Below are 18,214 nucleotides of genomic sequence, written 5' to 3'. Positions count from 1 at the left end.
TTAATCGGCCTTCGCGCCCAACTCCAGCTCAAGACCGGGGACTATATGGTCGGGGTTGTCGCCAATGACCGATTCGTTCGCGGCGTAGAGCGCGGGCCAACCGCCCTCCACGGTCAGGGTGTCGGCGATCTGCGAGAGCGTGTCCCCGCTGATCACCTCGTACGAACCCGCCGCCGTGGTGCCCTCGGCGGCCTCCGGCGCGGTGGCGTCCCCGGCCCCGTCCGCGTCCGCCTCCGTACGCTCCCCGGCCCGGTCGGCGGGCCGTTCGGCGTGCCGACCGGTGCCGTCCGCGTTCTCACCCGCCCGGCCGTCCTGTTCGTCGGCGGCCTCACCCCGGTGGCGGCCGGTGCCCTCCTCGTCCGCCGTGGCCCCGTCCTCCTCACCGGTGGCGGAGCCGGCGGGCTTGCCGGTGCCCTGCCCGGTCTTCTCGTCGGCGGCCGTGTCGCCCGGCGTGTCGGCGGATGCGTCGGCGGACCGGTCCGTGCCGCTCCCGGAGCCGGCGGAGTCCCGCGCCGTCTCCCCCGGCGTGCTCTCCCCGATGCCGCTCTCGGTGCCGCCGGAGCCGCTGCCCCGCGCGTCCTCGGCCTGCCCGGCGCCCTCGGCGCTCTCCGCGTCCCCGGCGTCCGTCTCCGGCGCGGCCTGCTGCGCGTCCGCGCGGAACTCCTGCCACAGGCCGGTGGTCAGCGCACAGCTGGGGAAGGCGGACCTGCCCTGCGCCGCCAGCATCCGCTCGGCGACCTTGATCTGCTGCGCCCGGGAGGCGAGGTCGGGGCGCTCGGCGAAGTCGGTGCCGCCGTGGGCCTCCCACTGCGCCAGCGGGATCTGGAGCCCGCCGTAGTAACCGTTGTCGGTGTTCGCCGTCCACACGCCGCCGCTCTCGCACGCGGCGGCGGCGTCCCAGGTGTCGGGGCTCACCGCGTTCGCGGACGCCGTGCCCAGCAGTGGCAGGGCGATGCCCGCTCCCGTGACGCCGGCGGCCACCACGAAGGCGGGGGGCTGCTTGGGACGACGATGACGACCAGTGCCGGAGCGCATGTGACTGCCTCTCGTGCGAACAACATTGACGAGGTGGTGCGGTTGAGCGCAGAACCTAGCCCGAGGCCCGGTGCGATCACAAGCTGATCCCACCGAGATCACATACAGATCACACTACTGACTCTCCGTCATATGGCTGGGGGTGAATTGTACCGGCAGTGAGCGCAGTCCCCGCATGATCAGGCCACCGCGCCAGCGCAGTTCGTCCGGATCCACCGCCGGCCGCAGATCCGGCAGCGCACTCAGCAGCATCCCGATCGCCGTCCGTCCCTCCAGCCGAGCCAGCGGGGCGCCCAGGCAGTAGTGGATGCCGTGGCCGTACCCCAGGTGCTGATTGTCCCGGCGGCGCAGATCCAGGACGTCCGGGCGCGCGAACCGGCGCGGATCGCGGTCGGCACCGGCCAGCACCACCAGCACCGGATCACCCGCCGCCACCCGCTGCCCGCCCAGCTCCAGCGGCTCGCGCGCGAACCGCCAGGTGGCCAGCTCCACCGGCCCGTCGAACCGCAGCAGCTCCTCCACCGCACTCGCCAGCAGCTCCTCCTCGCCCGCCGCCAGCGACCGGCGCAGATCGGCCAGTTCCGCCGGGTGGCGCAGCAGGGTGTAGAGGCCGTTGCCGATGAGATTGACGGTGGTCTCGAACCCGGCGAACAGCAGGATGAAGGACATCGCCGCGGCCTCGTCCTCCGACAGGTGCTCCCCGTCGTCCGAGGCCCGGATCAGCTCCGAGATGAGGTCGTCCCCCAGATCCGCCCGCTTGCGGTGGATCAGGTCGCCCAGATAGGCCCGCATCCGCTTCACCGAGCGCCCGACCCCGCCCCGTTTCCCCGACGGATGCAGCATCATCCCGGCCCAGTCGCGGAAGTCGTCCTGATCCTCCCGGGGGACGCCGAGCATGTCGCAGATGGCGTAGATCGGCAGCGGGAACGCGAAGTCGTGGATCAGGTCCGCCTCGCCGCGCCCCGCGAAGGAGGCGATCAGCCCGGCCGTCAGCTCCCGCACCCGCGGCTCGAACGCCGCCACCCGGCGCGGTGTGAACGCCTTCGCCACCAGCCGCCGCAGCCGGGTGTGGTCGGGCGGGTCGATGTTCAGCAGATGGGTCATGACGTTGGCGCCGCGCTCCCCCGGGATGCCGACCCGGCCGCTGTGGTGGGCGGCGGCGCTGTGCCGGTCGGGGTTCTTGCTCAGCCGGGGGTCGGCCAGCGCGGCGCGGGCGTCCGCGTACCGGGTCACCAGCCAGGCCGCCACCCCGCTGGGCAGCTCCGCCTTGTACACCGGGGCGTTCTCCCGCAGCCAGGCGTACGCCGGGTACGGGTCGGCGCCGAACTCGCGGCCGAACAGCTGGGGGCATTCACTTCTCTGCACCCCTGTGACGCTACGACGCCAGCCCCACGCCCGGTGCGGCCGGGGACCTGTCCCGGTCCGGGATCACCGCCGAGACCCGGAAACCGCCGCCGTCCACCGGGCCCGACACAAAGCCGCCGCCCAGCGCCGTGACCCGCTCCCGCATCCCCACCAGGCCGTTGCCGCCGGAGGGCAGCGCGGCCGGTCCGGTGCCGGCGGCGCCGCCCAGCGGGGCCTCGTTGAGCACCTGGACGGCCACCTCGCCCTCCCGGTGCGCCAGCCGCACCCGGGCGGCGGCACCGGCCGCGTGCTTGTGCACATTGGTCAGCGCCTCCTGCACCACCCGGTACGCGGTGGACTCGACCTGGTCGGTGTAGCCGCGCGGCTCGCCCTCCACGCACAGCTCCACCGTCATCCCGGCCGCCCGCGACTGCTCCACCAGCGAAGCCACCTCGCTCAGCCGGGGCCCGCGCGCCGCCGGGCGCCGCCCGGCCGCCGCGATCTCCGCCAGCCGGGCCGCCGCGGCCGCCGTGTCCGCCGGCTCCACCGCCACCCCGGTACTCTCCCCGGCCGGGGCCTCGCGCGGCTTCTCCTCGGCCCGCAGCACGCCCAGCATGGTCCGCAGCTCGGTCAGCGCCTGCCGTCCCATGTCCGCGATCAGGCCCGCGTTCTTCGCCGCCTTGTCCGGGTCCTTGGCGGCCACCGCCTGGAGCGCGGCGGCGTGCACCACCATCAGCGAGACCCGGTGCGCGACCACGTCGTGCATCTCCCGGGCGATCCGGCGCCGCTCCTCGCCGCGCGCCCACTCGGCGCGCTCCTCGGCCCGCTCGGCCAGCAGCCCCAGCTCCCGCTCCAGGCCGTCCGCCCGGTCGCGCAGCGACTCCACCAGCCGGCGGCGGGCCCGGACGTACATCCCCAGCAGCACCGGCGGGACCGTGAAGGCCACCCCGAACAGAATCGCCACGAACGGGGTGAACCACAGCGGTATCGGCTGCTCGCGCAGCCCGGCGTCCTGGTCGATGAGGAGGAAGATCACCAGCGTGTTGCCCACGCACAGCATGGACGCCATGACCCCGATGATCCGGCGCGGCACCTCGGTGGTCGCCAGCGTGTACAGGCCGACCAGTGCCATGGCCATGCCCATCTGGGCCGGCAGGACCGCGATGGACACCAGGATCACCGCCAGCGGCCACCGCCGGCGCACCACCAGCACGGCCCCGGCCGCCGCGCCGATCAGCGCGGTCGCCACCACGGGCAGCCCGGTGCGGCCCGCGAACGTGATCCCCTGGACGGCGCACTCCACCGCAGAACCCAGCGCCAGCGCCACGTCCAGCACGAAGCCGCGCCGCCGCTCCCACCACCACAGCGCGGTGCCCCCCGGCTCCGCCTCCCCTGCCCGGCCCGCCCCCGACTCGCTCATGGCACCCACCCTACGGGCGCGGTCCAGCCCTTTTCCCCGGGCGGCGGCGATCGCCTCCGGGCGGCCGGCCGAAGTGGCCGGAGCCCAGGCGGATTCCGGGTGCCGGGGGTGGCTCGGGTAGGGTCTGTCCCGGTGATCCGCCGTGGGGTAATCGGTAGCCCGCAGGACTTTGAATCCTTGTAGTGCTGGTTCGAGTCCAGCCGGCGGAGCGCAACCGCGGGGGTCCGGCCGGCGGCCGGGCCCCACGCATCGCCGCCCCTCCCCTTCTTCTCCGCGCCCCGCGCCCGTGTCCGTGTCCGCCGTACGGTCAGTGGTGGCCGAGCCGGCGCAGGCACTCCGCCTCGTCCGCCCGCAGCTGGACGACGGTCGGGTCGTACGGGCCGCGCTCGGTGCCGAAGTCCTGGAGCAGCCACTGGATCTCCGGCAGGGCACGGGCGTACTGGCCGGTGTCCATCAGCGTGGCGGCGTACTGCTTGCGCAGCGTGCGCACCACCGGCGAGTGCCGGCCGTAGCGGGCGGCGGCCCGGGGCAGGGTGTGGCTGAGCAGTTCGGCGGCCTCCGCGTACCGGTGCTGGGCCAGCAGCCGCCGTACCTCCTCCACCACCGCCGACAGGTCCTGCTCGCGGGCGCGTGGCCGGGTGGCGGGCCAGGGCGCCATCGGGTGCGCGAAGGGGCGGGTGGGGTCCATGGGGACGGCCGGCGGGGCGCCGGTGGGGCCGGGGCCCGGCAGCAGCGGGGCGAGCGCCGCGAACACCTCGTGGGTGTCGGCCGGGCGGCCGAAGGGGTCCTTGGCGAGCAGCCGGTGGACGAGCGCGGCGAGCGCGGGCGGGATGTCGGGGCGCAGGTGCTGGAGCGGCGGCGGTTCCTCGTGCAGCTTCTTGTAGAGCAGTCCGGCGGCGTTGGGCGCGCGGAAGGGCGGCGTTCCGGTCAGCAGCTCGTAGCCGATGGCGCCGAACGCGTACAGGTCGGCGGCCGGGCCGACCGGCGGTCCGCCGACGGCCTGTTCGGGGGCCATGTAGACGGGGGTGCCGAGCAGGGCGCCGGTGCGGGTGAGGCGGGTCTCCTCCTGCTCGCCGCGTACGGCGGCGATGCCGAGGTCGAGGACGGTGACCCGGCCGTCCATGCGGATCATCACATTGCCGGGTTTGAGGTCGCGGTGCACGATCTCGACGGCGTGCACGGCGGCCAGCGCGGAGCACAGCTGGGCGAGGGTGGCCACCGCCCACTGCCAGGGGTAGGGGTCGTGCTCGGCGAGGTGGTCGGCGAGGTCACAGCCGTCGATGAGCTGCATGACCAGGTACAGCTCGCCGCCCTCGCTGCCCGCGTCGTGCACGCCGACCAGGCCGGGGTGGTCGATCCGGGCGGTGGCGCGGGCCTCGCGCAGGAAGCGGCGGCGCAGTTCCTCGGGGTCGGTGGTGCCGGAGAGCGAGGCGAGCCGGTCTGTGTGCAGCAGCTTGACGGCGACCCGGCGCCCGCCGAGCGCGGTGTCCTGGCCGGCCCAGACCTCGCCCATGCCGCCCTTGCCGAGCGGTTCGGTCAGTTCGTACCGGCCGGCCAGCCGCCGGGGGGTCACCGGCTACCGCCTTCTTCCTCTTTCCTGAGGTACGCGCCCAGCTCGTCGAGTTCGTCGGCGACCTGCCGCATCCGGGGCGAGGCGCCCGGGGGCGGCGCGGCGGGCGCGGGGTACGGGCCGGGCGAGGCGGCGGGCGACGGCGGCGGGTAGCCGGACGGCGGGGTGTAGCCGGTGGGCGCGGGGTACGGGGCGGGGGCGTACCGGGTGGGCGGCAGGGCGGCGGCCGGGCGGGGGCGCTCGAAGCGGTCGCCGCGTACCGCGTGGATGGTGGCGGCGACGATCAGCGACAGCCAGAAGAATCCGAGCAGCGCGGAGACCTCGGCCACCTCCTCGCCGTCCCCGCCGCCCGCGCCGCCGGTGCCGCCGTTCTCGGTCCCCTCGGCGGGGAGCAGGTCGAGCCAGAGCAGCAGACCGGCGGTGAGCAGGACGTACAGCGCGAAGACCGCCCAGTCCAGGCCGCGTTTGCGCTGGAGCGCGAACCGGAGCATCGGCACCCAGGAGAGCAGGCCGAGCGACCACACGGGGAAGGTGGCGAACAGCCACCGCACGATGAGCGCGCGGGCGCCGGGGCCACGGCGCTCCACGGCGGCCGGGCCCGGCGGCGGACCGGCGGGCGTGGGCGGACCGTACCCGTACATCTGCGCTCCCCGTTTCACCCGTTCGCTCGACCCCCGCGAGTGAGGATGATATCCGGGGCGGGGCCGGCCGGGAGCGGGTCAGTCGCCGGGTGGCAGGGCGCCTTCGGTCAGTCCGTCCACGGTGCCCTGGGCGAGCCGGCGGCCGAGGTCGGCGGTGTGCCGCAGGGCCTCCTCGAAGGCGGCCAGTTCCCGGAAGCGGCGGCCGTAGCGGCGCTGCGTCTCCAGCGGCAGCCGGGGCACCTTCAGCCGGCGTACGTCGACGCGGGTGGCGCTGGAGGCGTAGCTGCTCGCCTGCCGGGTGTTGGCGGTGCCGCGCAGGAATCCGGCCAGGAACCAGGGGTCGAGCGCGGCGGTGTCCGGGCGCAGCAGGGACATCCGGCGGTCGGGGGCCTCGCCGCCCGCGTCGTCGGCGACGACCTGGGTGGCGGTGCCGTCCAGGAGCAGCGGGACCAGGACGTCGCCGGGCCGGGTGGGGGGCGGGGGGTCGCCGGCGGCGGAGTGGGTGTGGAGTTCGAGGGCGCCGGTGCGGACGAGTTCGCCGATGGTGACGGTGGACCAGTGGGCGCCGGGTGCGCTCTCCTCGCTGTCGGGGTGGACGGCGGCGGCGAGCTGGGCGGTGCGGTGCAGGGTGCCGCGCAGCTGGGTGCGGACGGCGGTGAGGGCGGCGGCGCCGTCGGCTTCGGCGGGCGGCGGGAGGTGGCGGGCGGGGGCCAGGTCCACCTCGTCGTCGAGCAGGTCGATGACGGGCAGGGCGCGGCGGACGCCGGGGACGGCGGCGATGTCGCCGTCGCGGCGGAAGTCCTGCCAGGCGTCGAGGACGGTGCGGTGCAGGGCCGCCCAGTCGAGCCCGGCGCGGCCGGTGCCGCTCGCCGGGCGGAGCGCGGTGGCGCTGTCCACGACGAGCAGCCGGGGGTCGTGGGCGGTGGTGCCGTCCGGTTTGCGCAGCACCCACAGATGGAGCGGGAGGCTGTGCGGCGGGGCGGCGCCGGCCGGCAGGGCGATGACGGCGCGCAGGGCGGCGCGGCGCAGCAGGGCGGCGCGGACCCGGCGGCCGGTGCGGCGGGAGGCGGCGGCGGGCGGCATCAGGACGACGGCGGTGCCGCCGGGGCGGAGCCGGGCGAGGGCGTGCTGGACCCAGGCGAGTTCGGATTCGGCGCGGGCGGGCAGCCCGTACTCCCAGCGGGTGTCGTAGGTGAGTTCGGCGTGGCCCCAGTGGCGTTCGTTGAACGGGGGGTGGCACAGCACGGCGTCGGCGGCGAGGTGGGGGAAGGCGTCGGCGAGCAGGCTGTCGCCGTCGCGGACCTGGACGGTTGCGGTGCCGTGCAGGGCCAGCCGCAGCGCGCCGAGCCGGGCGAGGACGGGGTCGGTGTCCTGGCCGTACAGCTCGGTGGGGGGTCCGCCCGGCTGCCGCTGGGCGGCGGCGAGCAGGCTGCCGGCGCCGCAGGCGGGGTCGAGGACGGTGCCGGCCGGGCCGGCGAGGGCGGCCATGAGGGCGGCGGTCTCGGGCGGGGTGGGGGTGAGGCGGGCGGCGGCGCCGTCGGTGTAGCGGGCGAGGGCGAAGGCGTACGCGTCGGCGGGGCCGGTCTCGGCGGCGAGGGCGGCGGCGGTGCGGGCGAGGGGGTCGCCGTGGCCGCCGCTGTCCGGCGGGGGCCGGTCGCCGTGGGCGAGGTACTGCTCGCCGAGGGCGGTGAGCGCGGCGCTGTGGCCCCTGGGGTCGGCTTCGATCAGCTGCCACAGCCGTTCGCGCAGCGGTACTTCGGCGAGTTTGCCCTGGTCGCGCAGCCACTGCTCGACCTCGGGGAGGGAGAAGGTGGGGCTGGTGTCGGTGCCGCCGACGGGGCGGGGGAAGTGCGCGTAGCGGCGCCGCCAGTTGCTGACGGCGGCCCGGCCGACGCCGGCGAGCCGGGCGATCCCGGCCGCGGTGACCTCGGTGACGTCGGTGTGGTGGCCCGGCACCTGTCTCACTCCCATCCCTCTCCCCTGTTCGTGCAACGGACCTTACCTACCCCAGGCTGCCCGCTCGATACACAGAACGCCAGTACCGGACCATTCGTTCCCGTGTTGACTCGGTTCACAGGCTGTGCTGTGATTACGCCATCGGTTCACGGAGGGCCGCGACAACACCCTGGGAGGGGATCCCGCATGACCGCCACCGTCCACGCTGAGCACCGGACCGCACCGCAGTCGCCCCGTACGCCCGTCCGGCGGCAGCGGCTCCGGGCCGTCGCCGGCCTCGCCGCCGTCACCCTCGCCCTCGGCGCGCTCACCGCGTGCGGGGACGAGGAGCCGGCCAAGAGCGACAAGAGCGCGGGCACCGAGGACAACGGCGCCGCCGACGACAGCGCGGACACGGCGGACGACGGGGACGACGCGGACGGCGGGCAGGGCGCCGACGACGGCGGCGCGGACTCCGGCTCCGACTACTTCACGCTGGACGACGTCGCCGTGTGGGAGGACAGCGGCCTGGAGATCAGCGTCGAGGCCGTCTCCCCGTACACCCCGGGCGAGTGGGCGCTGCTGGAGAACGAGGACTACGACACCTACAAGGTGGACTTCGCGCTCACCAACAACGGCGACGAGCGGATCAGCACCGTGCTGATCCTGCCCACCGGCTACGACGAGAACGGCATCGAGGCCGCCCGCGTCTACGACGGCGACATCGGCATGGGCTTCCAGGAGAACGTGGACCCCGGGGTCACCGTCACCGCCGAGTACGCCTTCGAGGTCCCGCCGGGCAGCACGTCCTTCACCGTCGAGATCGGCGACCTCATGACCGAGGCGGCCGTATGGAAGTTCGACATCTGAGGCGGCACGGCGCTCCGCACCGCACAGCGCGCACCGCACACCACCCCCCGAGCCGGGGTGCCGTACCGCTCACGGCACCCCGTCCTCCCCGCGCCGGCCCCGCGCACCGGGCCGCGCCCGCCCGGACCGGAGCCGTACGGACCGGGGGCCCGCCGCTCTCCGCAGCGGCGGGCCCCCGGCCGGAACGCAGGAACCCGGTCTCGGGGCCCCGCTCTCAGGACCCCGGGATCGTGGTCAGGAACTCACCCGTCCACGCCAGCAGCTCCCGCCCGGTCAGCGGCTTCCCGCCGATCTTCCCGGTCGTCGGACGCGGCACCAGCACCTGCCCGGCCGCCCGCTTCACCACCGAACCCGGGTACACCCGGTTCAGCCGCAGCTCCTGCGACTCCCGCAGCTCCACCGGCGAGAAGCGGATCTTGTTCCCCTGGAGCGTGATGTCCCCCACCCCGCACGAGCGCGCCAGCATCCGCAGCCCCGCCACCAGCAGCAGGTTCTCCACCGGCTCCGGCAGCGGCCCGTAGCGGTCCGTCAGCTCCTCGCGCACCGCCGCGATGTCCTCCTCGGTGTTCGCCGCCGCGATCGACCGGTACGCCTGGAGCCGCAGCCGCTCCCCCGGCGCGTAGTCGTGCGGCACATGGGCGTCCACCGGCAGCTCGATCTTCACCTCAAGCAGCGACTCCTCCGGCTCGCCGCCGCCGGCCTCCAGCGTCGCCCGGTAGTCCGCCACCGCCTCGCCGACCATCCGCACATACAGGTCGAAGCCCACGCCCGCGATGTGCCCGGACTGCTCCCCGCCCAGCAGATTGCCCGCGCCCCGGATCTCCAGGTCCTTCATCGCCACGTACATGCCCGCGCCCATCTCGGTGTGCTGCGCGATGGTGGCCAGCCGCTCGTGCGCGGTCTCCGTCAGCGGACGCTCCGGCGGGTACAGGAAGTACGCGTAGCCGCGCTCCCGGCCCCGGCCCACCCGGCCGCGCAGCTGGTGCAGCTGGGACAGACCGAAGGTGTCGCCGCGCTCGACGATCAGGGTGTTGGCGTTGGAGATGTCGATCCCGGACTCCACGATCGTCGTGGACACCAGCACGTCGAACTTCTTCTCCCAGAAGTCCACCACCACCTGTTCCAGCGCCGACTCGCTCATCTGCCCGTGCGCCGTCGCGATCCGCGCCTCCGGCACGATCGCCCGCAGCCGCGCCGCCGCCCGGTCGATGGAGTCCACCCGGTTGTGGATGTAGAAGACCTGGCCCTCGCGCAGCAGCTCACGCCGCAGCGCCGCCCCGATCTGCTTCTCCTCGTACGGGCCGACGAACGTCAGCACCGGGTGCCGCTCCTCCGGCGGCGTGGTGATCGTCGACATCTCCCGGATGCCGGTCACCGCCATCTCCAGGGTGCGCGGGATCGGCGTCGCCGACATCGTCAGCACGTCCACGTTCGCCCGCAGCTTCTTCAGCTGCTCCTTGTGCTCGACGCCGAACCGCTGCTCCTCGTCCACGATCACCAGGCCGAGGTCCTTGAACTTCACCTCCGAGGAGAACAGCCGGTGGGTGCCGATCACCACGTCCACCGAGCCGTCCCGCAGCCCCTCCAGCACCGCCTTGGAGTCGGTCTCCGACTGGAAGCGGGACAGCGCCCGCACCGCCACCGGGAACTGCGCGTACCGCTCCGAGAACGTGCCGAAGTGCTGCTGCACCAGCAGCGTGGTCGGCACCAGCACCGCCACCTGCTTGCCCTCCTGCACCGCCTTGAACGCCGCGCGCACCGCGATCTCGGTCTTGCCGTAGCCGACGTCGCCGCAGATCAGCCGGTCCATCGGGACCGACTTCTCCATGTCGTCCTTGACCTCGCCGATCGTGGTCAGCTGATCGGGGGTCTCGGCGTACGGGAAGGCGTCCTCCAGCTCCCGCTGCCACGGGGTGTCCGGGCCGAACGCGTGCCCGGGGGCCGCCATCCGCGCCGAGTACAGCTTGATCAGATCGGCGGCGATCTCCTTGACCGCCTTCTTCGCCCGCGCCTTGGTCTTGGTCCAGTCCGCGCCGCCCAGCCGGTGCAGGGTCGGCGCCTCGCCGCCCACGTACTTGGTGACCTGCTCCAGCTGGTCGGTCGGCACGAACAGCCGGTCGCCGGGCTGGCCGCGCTTGGCCGGCGCGTACTCCACCAGCAGGTACTCACGGGTGGCGCCCTGGACGGTGCGCTGCACCATCTCGATGTAGCGGCCCACCCCGTGCTGCTCGTGCACGATGTAGTCGCCCGCCTCCAGGGTCAGCGGGTCCAGCGTCTTGCGCCGCCTGGCCGGCATCCGGGTGCCGTCCCGGCCCGCCGCCTTCTGGCCGGTCAGGTCGGTCTCGGTGAGCACCGCGAGCCGCAGCGCCGGATCGGTGAAGCCGTGTTCGAGCGCGCCGCACGCCACATGGACGACGGCCGGGGTGATCGCGCCGGCCTCCAGACCCCGGTGCGCCAGCCGGGCCGCGATGCCCTCGCCGGTCAGCACCTCGGCGGTACGGGAGGCCGGGCCCTGGCCCTCGGTGAGGTAGACCACGCGCCAGCCGTCGGCCAGCCAGCCCTTGGTGTCGGCCAGCGCCCGCGCCGTGTCGCCCCGGTAGGACTCGGCGGCGCGCAGCCCCAGCCGTACGGTGTCCTCCTCCGCCTCGGCCGAGGCGTCCGCGCTGAACGGGCTGACCGTCCACCACGGCATGCCCAGCTCCGCCGCGTGCTCGCGCACCTCCGCGATCCCGCGCAGCGAGGCCGCGCCGACGTCGATGGGCGCCTCGCCGCCGCCCGCGCTCGCCGCCCAGGAGGCCATCAGGAACTCCTGGCTGGTGGCCACCAGGTCGGCGGCCCGGGAGCGGACCCGCTCCGGATCGCACACCACCGTCATCGACCCGGCGGGCAGCACGTCCAGCAGCAGTTCCATGTCGTCGACCAGCACCGGGGCGAGCGACTCCATGCCCTCCACCGCGATGCCCTCGGCGATCCTGCCCAGCAGCTCGCCCAGCTCCGGGTGCTCCTCGGCCAGCGCGGCGGCCCGCTCGCGCACCGCGTCGGTCAGCAGCAGTTCCCGGCAGGGCGGCGCCCACAGGCCGTGCTCGGCGATCTCCAGGGACCGCTGGTCGGCGACCTTGAAGTACCGGATCTCCTCGACCTCGTCCCCCCACAGCTCCACCCGCAGCGGGTGCTCCTCGGTGGGCGGGAAGACGTCCACGATGCCGCCGCGCACCGCGAACTCGCCGCGCTTCTCCACCAGCTCCACCCGCTGGTACGCGGCGGCGGCCAGCGCCTCGGTGAGCCGCCCCAGCTCCACGCTCTGCCCGCCGCGCAGGCTCACCGGCTCCAGGTCGCCGAGCCCGGCGACCTGCGGCTGGAGCACCGAGCGGATCGGCGCGACCACCACGGAGACCGGGCCCGCGCCGGGGTCGTCGGTACGGGGGTGGGCGAGGCGCCGCAGGACGGCCAGCCGGCGGCCGACGGTGTCGGCGCGCGGCGACAGCCGCTCGTGCGGCAGCGTCTCCCAGGAGGGGTACTCGACCACGCCGTCCGGCGGCAGCAGCGAGCGCAGCGCGGCGGCCAGGTCCTCGGCCTCCCGGCCGGTGGCCGTCACCGCCAGCACGGTGCGCCCGGCGCCGCGCGCCAGGGCGGCCACGGACAGCGCCCGGGCCGCGGGCGGCCCGACGAGATCGACCTGCCGCCGGTCGCCGCCGCGCGCGGCGGCGACCGCCTCGGCGAGGGCGGGGTCTTCGGTGACGGCATCGAGCAGGCCGTGCAGGCTCATGGGGGCATCCATCCGGTGACGGTCGCGGGGCGTGGGGCACGGGGGCACGCACAACAGCCCGGTACGGGCGCCGCACCGGGTTTCCCCCAGCCTACGCCCCCACACCTCCACCCAAATGGGTGCATCGTGCAAGCGGATGGATACGGCGGGTGAGCGGCGGTAGAGGGTGCCGGGGACGGGGAACGAACCTGGTGGGTCGTTGGCGGTTCGGAGCTTCGGGGTGGTCGTGTGCACAGGCAGCCGGGCACGTACGCGCGCTCCCGCCGCCGCAGACCGGGCCGGCCGCCCGCCTTCCGTTCGCTGGTGGCCGTGGCGCTGGCCATCACCCTGAGCGCCTTCGCCGGACAGTGGTACCTGGACCGCACCGTGAACCACGCGGCGGGCGGCTGGCGGGAGGCCTCCTGCGAGGAGGCGTACGCGGCGGCCGGCTTCGAGCCGCCCCGCGAGGCGGCGGACACCCGGTGCGCGCGCCGCGCGGGCGCCTGGGCGGCGGTGTTCACGGTGGGCGGCGCGGACTTCGAGGACTGGCTGCGCGAGGAGCACGGCGTGAGGGCGGAGGCCCTAGGCCACCCGCCCGCCACGCCGGGCAGCTCGGCGGACCACACATTGGGGTGGTCCCCACCCGACAACGCCCCGACACTGACCCGCTCGCTGCCCGAGGTGACGGTGGCGGCGTACGTCACCCCAGATGACGGAATCCGCGTCCGTTGGTTGCTGCACGGGCAGGGTTGAGCAGGAGATCAACCTCGATTTCGATCTTGGCTCCGATGGACTCGGGGAAGACGAAAGATTCTCCGGCCCTGTGCTCGGACCGTGTGCGGTATTCATCATCCACGGGGTCCGTGAGGACGATGACGTTCTCATGCCTGCGGTCCACGATCACGTAGACCGGTACGCCCGCAGCGGCGTAGGCGGTGGGCTTGCGCTCCAGGTCATCGCGCCAATTGGAGGAAGTGATCTCCACGACCATGCGGAACACGGAAGGCGGATAGCAGTTGTAGGCGAGTTCATGGTCTTCGAAGTCCTCGTCCACCACAGCCAGATCCGGGATCGCATGATCTTCCCTGCCGGTGGTGAGCCACAGGCCTACTGCTTGGACCACATCGGTCTCTCCACCCATCAACGGGTCAAGCGCCTGCATGAGACGGGAAAGCGAACGTGCGTGCACACCGCTGGCGGCTGGAGTCACGATGAGCTGCCCTTCCAGGATTTCCGAGCGATGGCCGGGCAGCACCGTGTTGGTCAGCTCAGCCAGATCCATGAGGGTCTTGGCCCGCACCGCCACGGGCAATTCCGTTCGCTCGGGGGCAACAGTCATGTCGTTCCTCCTGCGGGGCTTATCGGCCATGTCGCCTCTCCGTCCATCATGAAATCCACCCACCCCCGTCAGAATCGATTCTGCTACGCGGGACACGTCAACGGGGCGCGGCGCTCAGGCCCGACAGGAGGAGGTCGAGGCCGGCCCGGAACTCCTCCGCCGCCGGGACCCGGGCGGCCTCGCTCGCGGTGCCGGACAGCAGCGGGTACGCGTCGGGCGGCAGCTCCGCCAGCGCCGTGGTCCCCTCACCGGCGAGCGGGGCGAGGTGTTCGTTCTGGAGCGCGCCGGTCAGGTAGGCGAGCAGGGCGCGCAGCGCCAGCGCGCGCCGGCGGGGGGTGAATCCGGCCGCCGCCAGAACGCCCAGCACCGTCTCGGACCACTGCCGGACCGCCTCGGAGGTGTGCCGGTGGGTGACCGTCAGCGGTACGGTCCCGGGGTGGGCGGCGACCGCCGTCCGTACCCGTTCCAGCAGCCCGGCCAGCTGCCGCTGCCACGGCTGGCCGGCCGGCGGCGCGGTGTCGACGCCGGCCAGGACCAGGTCGACGACCTGCCGTTCCAGGGCCTCGCGGTCCGGGACGTAGCGGTAGAGCGACATGGTGGCGATGCCCAGTTCGGTGGCCACCGCCCGCATGGACAGCCCGGCGAGGCCGTCGCGGTCGATGACGGTGAGCGCGGCGGTCGCGAGGTGCTGCGGGGTCAGGGAGCGGGGACGGGGCACGGCCGAAAAGCGTACACCGCACGCTCACCCGCCCCGTACCGCCCCTGGGTCGGTCGGCACCGGTCGCATCACTCCGTCCCGATCGCCGTGAGGATGTTCATCCGCCCCGCCCGGAACGCCGGGGCCACCGCCGCCACCAGACCGACCAGCGCCGCGCCCGCGAACACGACCGTGATCACCGGCCACGGGATCTCCAGCACCCGCATCCCCTCCAGCGCCATCAGCCGGTGGCTCGCCGCCCCCACGCCAGCCCGAGGCCGACGCCCAGCAGCGCCCCGAACAGCGCGATCACCACCGATTCCAGCCGGATCATCCGCCGCAGCTGCCGCCGGGAGAGCCCGATGGCGCGCAGCAGCCCGATCTCGCGGGTGCGCTCCACCACGGCCAGCGCCAGGGTGTTCACCACACCCAGCACCGCCACCACGATCGCCAGCGCCAGCAGCCCGTAGACCATGTTCAGCAACTGGCCGATCTGCTCGCGGATCTGCTCCTTCAGCTCGTACTGGTCGCGCAGCTCCATCTGCGGGTACGGCTCCAGCGCCGCCTCCAGCGCCACCCGCGCCTCCTCGGCCCGCCCCTCCCGCGCCGTGACGAACAGCAGGCTGGGCAGCGGCAGCGCCTCCGGGCCCAGGTGGGCGCGCGCGGTGTCCAGCGAGACGGTCCACACCCCGCCCTCCAGCGCGGACTTCTCGGTGATCGCCCGCACCGTCAGCGCGGCGGGGCCCGAGTCCCCGGCGAAGTCCACGCGCACCTCGTCGCCCACGCCCAGCCCGAGCGTCGCCGCCTCGTCCTCGTCCAGGGCCAGCCCGCCGCCAGGTTCCTCGTACACCTGTGCGAGATCGCCGGCCACCGTGCTCACCCGCAGATCCTCCAGCATCGAGGGCTGCGCGGCGGCCAGCTGCCGGTCCACCACCGTGCCGTCCGGGGTGGTGGCCGTGGCGGACAGCACCCGGTACTCGGTCACCGACGCCACCGCGTCGCCGTCCGCCCGTACCTCCTCCACCGCCGCGCTCACATCCGGCAGCACCGGACCGAAGTTGCTCGGGCTGAGCATGAAGTCCGCGCCCACCGACGCGTCGATCTCGTCCGTCGCCGAGGCCACCATCGAGGACCCCACCACGGAGAGACCCGACACCAGCGCCAGTCCGATCATCAGCGCGGCGGCGGTGGCCCCGGTACGGCGCGGATTGCGCAGCGCGTTCCTCCCCCAGCCTTCGGCCGGGAGGTGCCCCCATGGCCAGCCGCCCCACCGGCCCGAAAACGCGCAGCAGCAGCACGCCCAGCACCCGCACCACGAGCCCCACCAGCGCCGGGGCCGCCAGGATCAGACCCAGCAGGCTCAGCACGATGCCCGCCGCCAGGAACAACACCCCGTCCGCGGCCGACTCCACCACCGCGGTGCCGGCCAGCAGCCCGAGCCCGGCCACCGCGCACCCGGCGCCCAGCGCCGCCCGCACCCGTCCGGCCCGCACGTCGCCCGGCGTCCCGGCGTCCCGCAGCGCGGCCATCGGCGTGATCCGCCCGGCCCGCCGCGCCGGGACATACGCGGCGAGCAGCGTCACGGCGGTGCCCAGCACCACCCCGGTCACCGGCACCGACCAGCCGATGGTCAGATCGTCCGTGCTGAGGTTCAGGCCGAACGCGCGCAGCGCCACCATCAGCCCGACCGCCAGCCCGATGCCCGCGCCGAAGCCGAGCACCGAGCCGATCAGCCCCAGCAGCAGCGCCTCGATCAGCACCGAGCGGTTGATCTGCCCGCGCCCGGAGCCGATCGCGCGCAGCAGCCCGATCTCCCGGGTGCGCTGGGCGACCAGCATCGAGAAGGTGTTGACGATGAGGAACACCCCGACCAGCAGCGCGATCCCGGCGAACCCCAGCAGCACGTACCGGACCACCGACATCACCTCGCCGATGGCGTCCCGGCTGTCGTCCGCGTACTCCTGGGCGGTCCGCAGCTGGTATGTGCCGTCACCGCCGACCGCCGCCGCGATCGCGTCGCGCAGCGCCTCGTCGGTGAGCGAGCCGTCGCCGTCGACGTACAGCTCGGTGAACGCCTCCTCCCCGCCCAGCAGGAACTCCCGCGCGGCCGGCCCGTCGAGGTACAGGCGGGTCGCGCCCGGGTTGGTGACGGTGTAGGCGGCTATGCCGCTGATCCGTACCGGGAAGTCGCCGAACGCCGTCAGCAGCCGCAGCCGGTCGCCCACCGCCAGGTTCTTCCGGCCCGCCGTGTCGGCGTCCACCATGATCTCGCCCGGCCCGCTCGGCGGCGTGCCCTCCCGCACCTCCATGGAGCGCGGTTCCACCGCGGACCAGGCGCTCGCGAGGGTGGGCGCGCCGGTGGTCGGCCCGATGTTCTCGTTCGCCGCGTCCACGACGACCACCAGCGGCGAGGACACGGACCCGGTGACCCGCTCCACGCCCGGTACGGCCGCCACCTCGCCGGCCAGCGCGGCCGGTACGGTGTCGGGCTTGCCGACGGCGGACGGCAGATCGAAGCTCCCGCCGCGCGACCGCTCGGCCGGGCCGACCATCACATCGGAGGCCGTTCGGGCGAACAGCTTGTCGAACGTCGTGGTCATCGTCGCCGTGAACACCAGCGTTCCGCACACGAACGCCACCGACAGCAGCACCGCCATCCCGGACAGCGCCATCCGGCCCTTGTGGGCCCACAGATTGCGCACCGAGGCCCTGAGCACCGCCATGCCCCGCCCCCTCCCCATGCTTCCGGTCCGATGGCCCGCTGATCCGAACGTCCGATGGTCCGAACGTCCGATGTGCGCCTCTCAGACTAGAAAGCCGCCCCTGCCCCGTCCTCCTCCCCCGGGACGAGCCCTCCGGTCACCCCACCTAGGGGCCGGCCGAGCCCGGCCGGCCCGTCGTCCAGGTCGGAGATGGTGAACTCCCCCTGGAACGGCTGTGCCGTTCAGAACACGGACTCCGCACCCGACGGTCCCGCGCCGTCCACACCGGCGCTTGGCCCTGCGACGGTACCGAGCAGCCGGTAGAGCCGCGCACCAGCGACATCGTTCGCCTCGGTCACCGGCGCGTAGAGCAGGCCACGCGCACGGTCTGCGCTGACGAAAACGTGCGCGACGCCCATCCCGGGGGGCGGAGTCGTCCGTAGCCGGTCGGCGGTGGCCTCGGCCCAGCGCGCGGCGTCGGACGCGGGCTCACTCTCTGCGCGTGCGACGATCACGTCGGTCGTGTCGTCGCACGCGTCGTCCGGCACGACGGTGTGCGCCAACCGGTAGCGGACCAGCCCGGGACGGCGGATCCCCGGGATCTCGCGGTCGATGCGGCCGACCATCTCAGCCCGGTGTTCGCGGACGAAGGCGAGGTGGGCGTCGTCGCTGGTCCACTGCGCGACACAGAGCAGCACCCGCCCGTCCACGCCGGCGAAGCAGCTGAGCCGCAGGAAAGCCTCGGGGCGAAACCTGGCCGACAGCTCGCTCCACTCCCCCAGCAGCGCACGGCCCGCCCGGTCCTGCCGGTCCGGCGTGTCCACCATCCACTCGCTGATCAGCGTGGTTCCGGCGTCGGGCCGGGCCAGATCCGGCAGCTGAGGCGTTGTCACACGAACCTCCTGTTGTCGTCGTG

At 74.1% G+C, this 18,214-nt stretch carries 12 protein-coding genes, 1 tRNA gene and 1 pseudogene; 3 read left to right on the top strand and 11 right to left on the bottom strand.

Translation table 11 applies throughout. The annotated features are described in order from the left end of the window. From BM385_RS28275 to BM385_RS20545, 3 genes are all read right to left on the bottom strand, one after another. On the bottom strand, window positions 1-1,035 hold the full coding sequence (locus tag BM385_RS28275) for a LysM peptidoglycan-binding domain-containing protein (RefSeq protein WP_026047701.1): 1,035 nt from the start codon (window positions 1,033-1,035) through the stop codon (window positions 1-3). 114 nt (window positions 1,036-1,149) lie between these two features. After that, entirely contained in the window at window positions 1,150-2,400 is a 1,251-nt protein-coding gene (locus BM385_RS20550) for a cytochrome P450 family protein (protein WP_093843952.1), read from the bottom strand. Between the two features lie 10 nt (window positions 2,401-2,410). Then, complete coding sequence (locus tag BM385_RS20545) at window positions 2,411-3,799, bottom strand: sensor histidine kinase (protein WP_019435299.1); 1,389 nt, start codon at window positions 3,797-3,799, stop codon at window positions 2,411-2,413. Between the two features lie 136 nt (window positions 3,800-3,935). Between BM385_RS20545 and BM385_RS20540 the strand changes: the two genes are divergently transcribed. Then, a tRNA-Gln gene (locus BM385_RS20540) sits at window positions 3,936-4,008 on the top strand. 98 nt (window positions 4,009-4,106) lie between these two features. Here the strand turns inward: BM385_RS20540 and BM385_RS20535 are convergent. The 3 genes from BM385_RS20535 to BM385_RS20525 form a co-directional block, all read right to left on the bottom strand. Continuing rightward, entirely contained in the window at window positions 4,107-5,372 is a 1,266-nt protein-coding gene (locus tag BM385_RS20535) for a serine/threonine-protein kinase (RefSeq protein WP_093843951.1), read from the bottom strand. Further along, a complete protein-coding gene (locus BM385_RS20530) occupies window positions 5,369-6,010 on the bottom strand; it encodes a hypothetical protein (RefSeq protein ID WP_093843950.1) in 642 nt (213 codons plus the stop codon). The genes BM385_RS20535 and BM385_RS20530 overlap by 4 nt, the downstream gene beginning before the upstream one ends. Window positions 6,011-6,088: 78 nt before the next feature. After that, a complete protein-coding gene (locus BM385_RS20525) occupies window positions 6,089-7,975 on the bottom strand; it encodes an N-6 DNA methylase (protein ID WP_254791679.1) in 1,887 nt (628 codons plus the stop codon). A gap of 177 nt (window positions 7,976-8,152) precedes the next feature. Between BM385_RS20525 and BM385_RS20520 the strand changes: the two genes are divergently transcribed. Next, the gene (locus tag BM385_RS20520; RefSeq protein WP_093843948.1) at window positions 8,153-8,815 is read left to right on the top strand and encodes a DUF4352 domain-containing protein; all 663 of its coding nucleotides are present in this window, start codon (window positions 8,153-8,155) and stop codon (window positions 8,813-8,815) included. A 214-nt stretch (window positions 8,816-9,029) separates the two neighbouring features. On the opposite strand, the gene mfd is transcribed toward BM385_RS20520, so the two are convergent. Beyond that, complete coding sequence (gene mfd / locus BM385_RS20515) at window positions 9,030-12,581, bottom strand: transcription-repair coupling factor (protein ID WP_093843947.1); 3,552 nt, start codon at window positions 12,579-12,581, stop codon at window positions 9,030-9,032. Between the two features lie 228 nt (window positions 12,582-12,809). On the opposite strand from mfd, the gene BM385_RS20510 reads away from it, so the two are divergent. Continuing rightward, window positions 12,810-13,313 (top strand): hypothetical protein, encoded by a 504-nt coding sequence (locus BM385_RS20510; RefSeq protein WP_093843946.1) that lies wholly within the window; start codon window positions 12,810-12,812, stop codon window positions 13,311-13,313. Here the strand turns inward: BM385_RS20510 and BM385_RS20505 are convergent. From BM385_RS20505 to BM385_RS20490, 4 genes and pseudogenes are all read right to left on the bottom strand, one after another. Continuing rightward, complete coding sequence (locus BM385_RS20505; protein WP_051131197.1) at window positions 13,261-13,899, bottom strand: Uma2 family endonuclease; 639 nt, start codon at window positions 13,897-13,899, stop codon at window positions 13,261-13,263. The two genes, BM385_RS20510 and BM385_RS20505, sit on opposite strands and share 53 nt — an antisense overlap. 97 nt (window positions 13,900-13,996) lie before the next feature. Beyond that, window positions 13,997-14,617 carry a TetR/AcrR family transcriptional regulator C-terminal domain-containing protein gene (locus BM385_RS20500; RefSeq protein WP_093843945.1) on the bottom strand — a complete coding sequence of 207 codons (621 nt, stop codon included), beginning with the start codon at window positions 14,615-14,617 and terminating at the stop codon, window positions 13,997-13,999. A 68-nt stretch (window positions 14,618-14,685) separates the two neighbouring features. Then, window positions 14,686-17,319 (bottom strand): annotated as a pseudogene (locus BM385_RS20495) (ABC transporter permease). Between the two features lie 221 nt (window positions 17,320-17,540). Continuing rightward, complete coding sequence (locus BM385_RS20490; RefSeq protein WP_093843944.1) at window positions 17,541-18,191, bottom strand: antibiotic biosynthesis monooxygenase; 651 nt, start codon at window positions 18,189-18,191, stop codon at window positions 17,541-17,543. Between the last annotated feature and the right edge of the window lie 23 nt (window positions 18,192-18,214).

The sequence above is a fragment of the Streptomyces harbinensis genome (assembly GCF_900116145.1).
Lineage (GTDB): Bacteria > Actinomycetota > Actinomycetes > Streptomycetales > Streptomycetaceae > Streptomyces > Streptomyces carpaticus.
This window is presented reverse-complemented; position numbering and strand designations above follow the sequence as displayed.

Bases quoted from the DNA above. Each gene is read 5' to 3' on its own strand.
- BM385_RS28275 (WP_026047701.1), bottom strand. From the start codon at position 1,035: ATGCGCTCCGGCACTGGTCGTCATCGTCGTCCCAAGCAGCCCCCCGCC.
- BM385_RS20545 (WP_019435299.1), bottom strand. From the start codon at position 3,799: ATGAGCGAGTCGGGGGCGGGCCGGGCAGGGGAGGCGGAGCCGGGGGGC.
- BM385_RS20530 (WP_093843950.1), bottom strand. From the start codon at position 6,010: ATGTACGGGTACGGTCCGCCCACGCCCGCCGGTCCGCCGCCGGGCCCG.
- BM385_RS20520 (WP_093843948.1), top strand. From the start codon at position 8,153: ATGACCGCCACCGTCCACGCTGAGCACCGGACCGCACCGCAGTCGCCC.
- mfd (WP_093843947.1), bottom strand. From the start codon at position 12,581: ATGAGCCTGCACGGCCTGCTCGATGCCGTCACCGAAGACCCCGCCCTC.
- BM385_RS20505 (WP_051131197.1), bottom strand. From the start codon at position 13,899: ATGACTGTTGCCCCCGAGCGAACGGAATTGCCCGTGGCGGTGCGGGCC.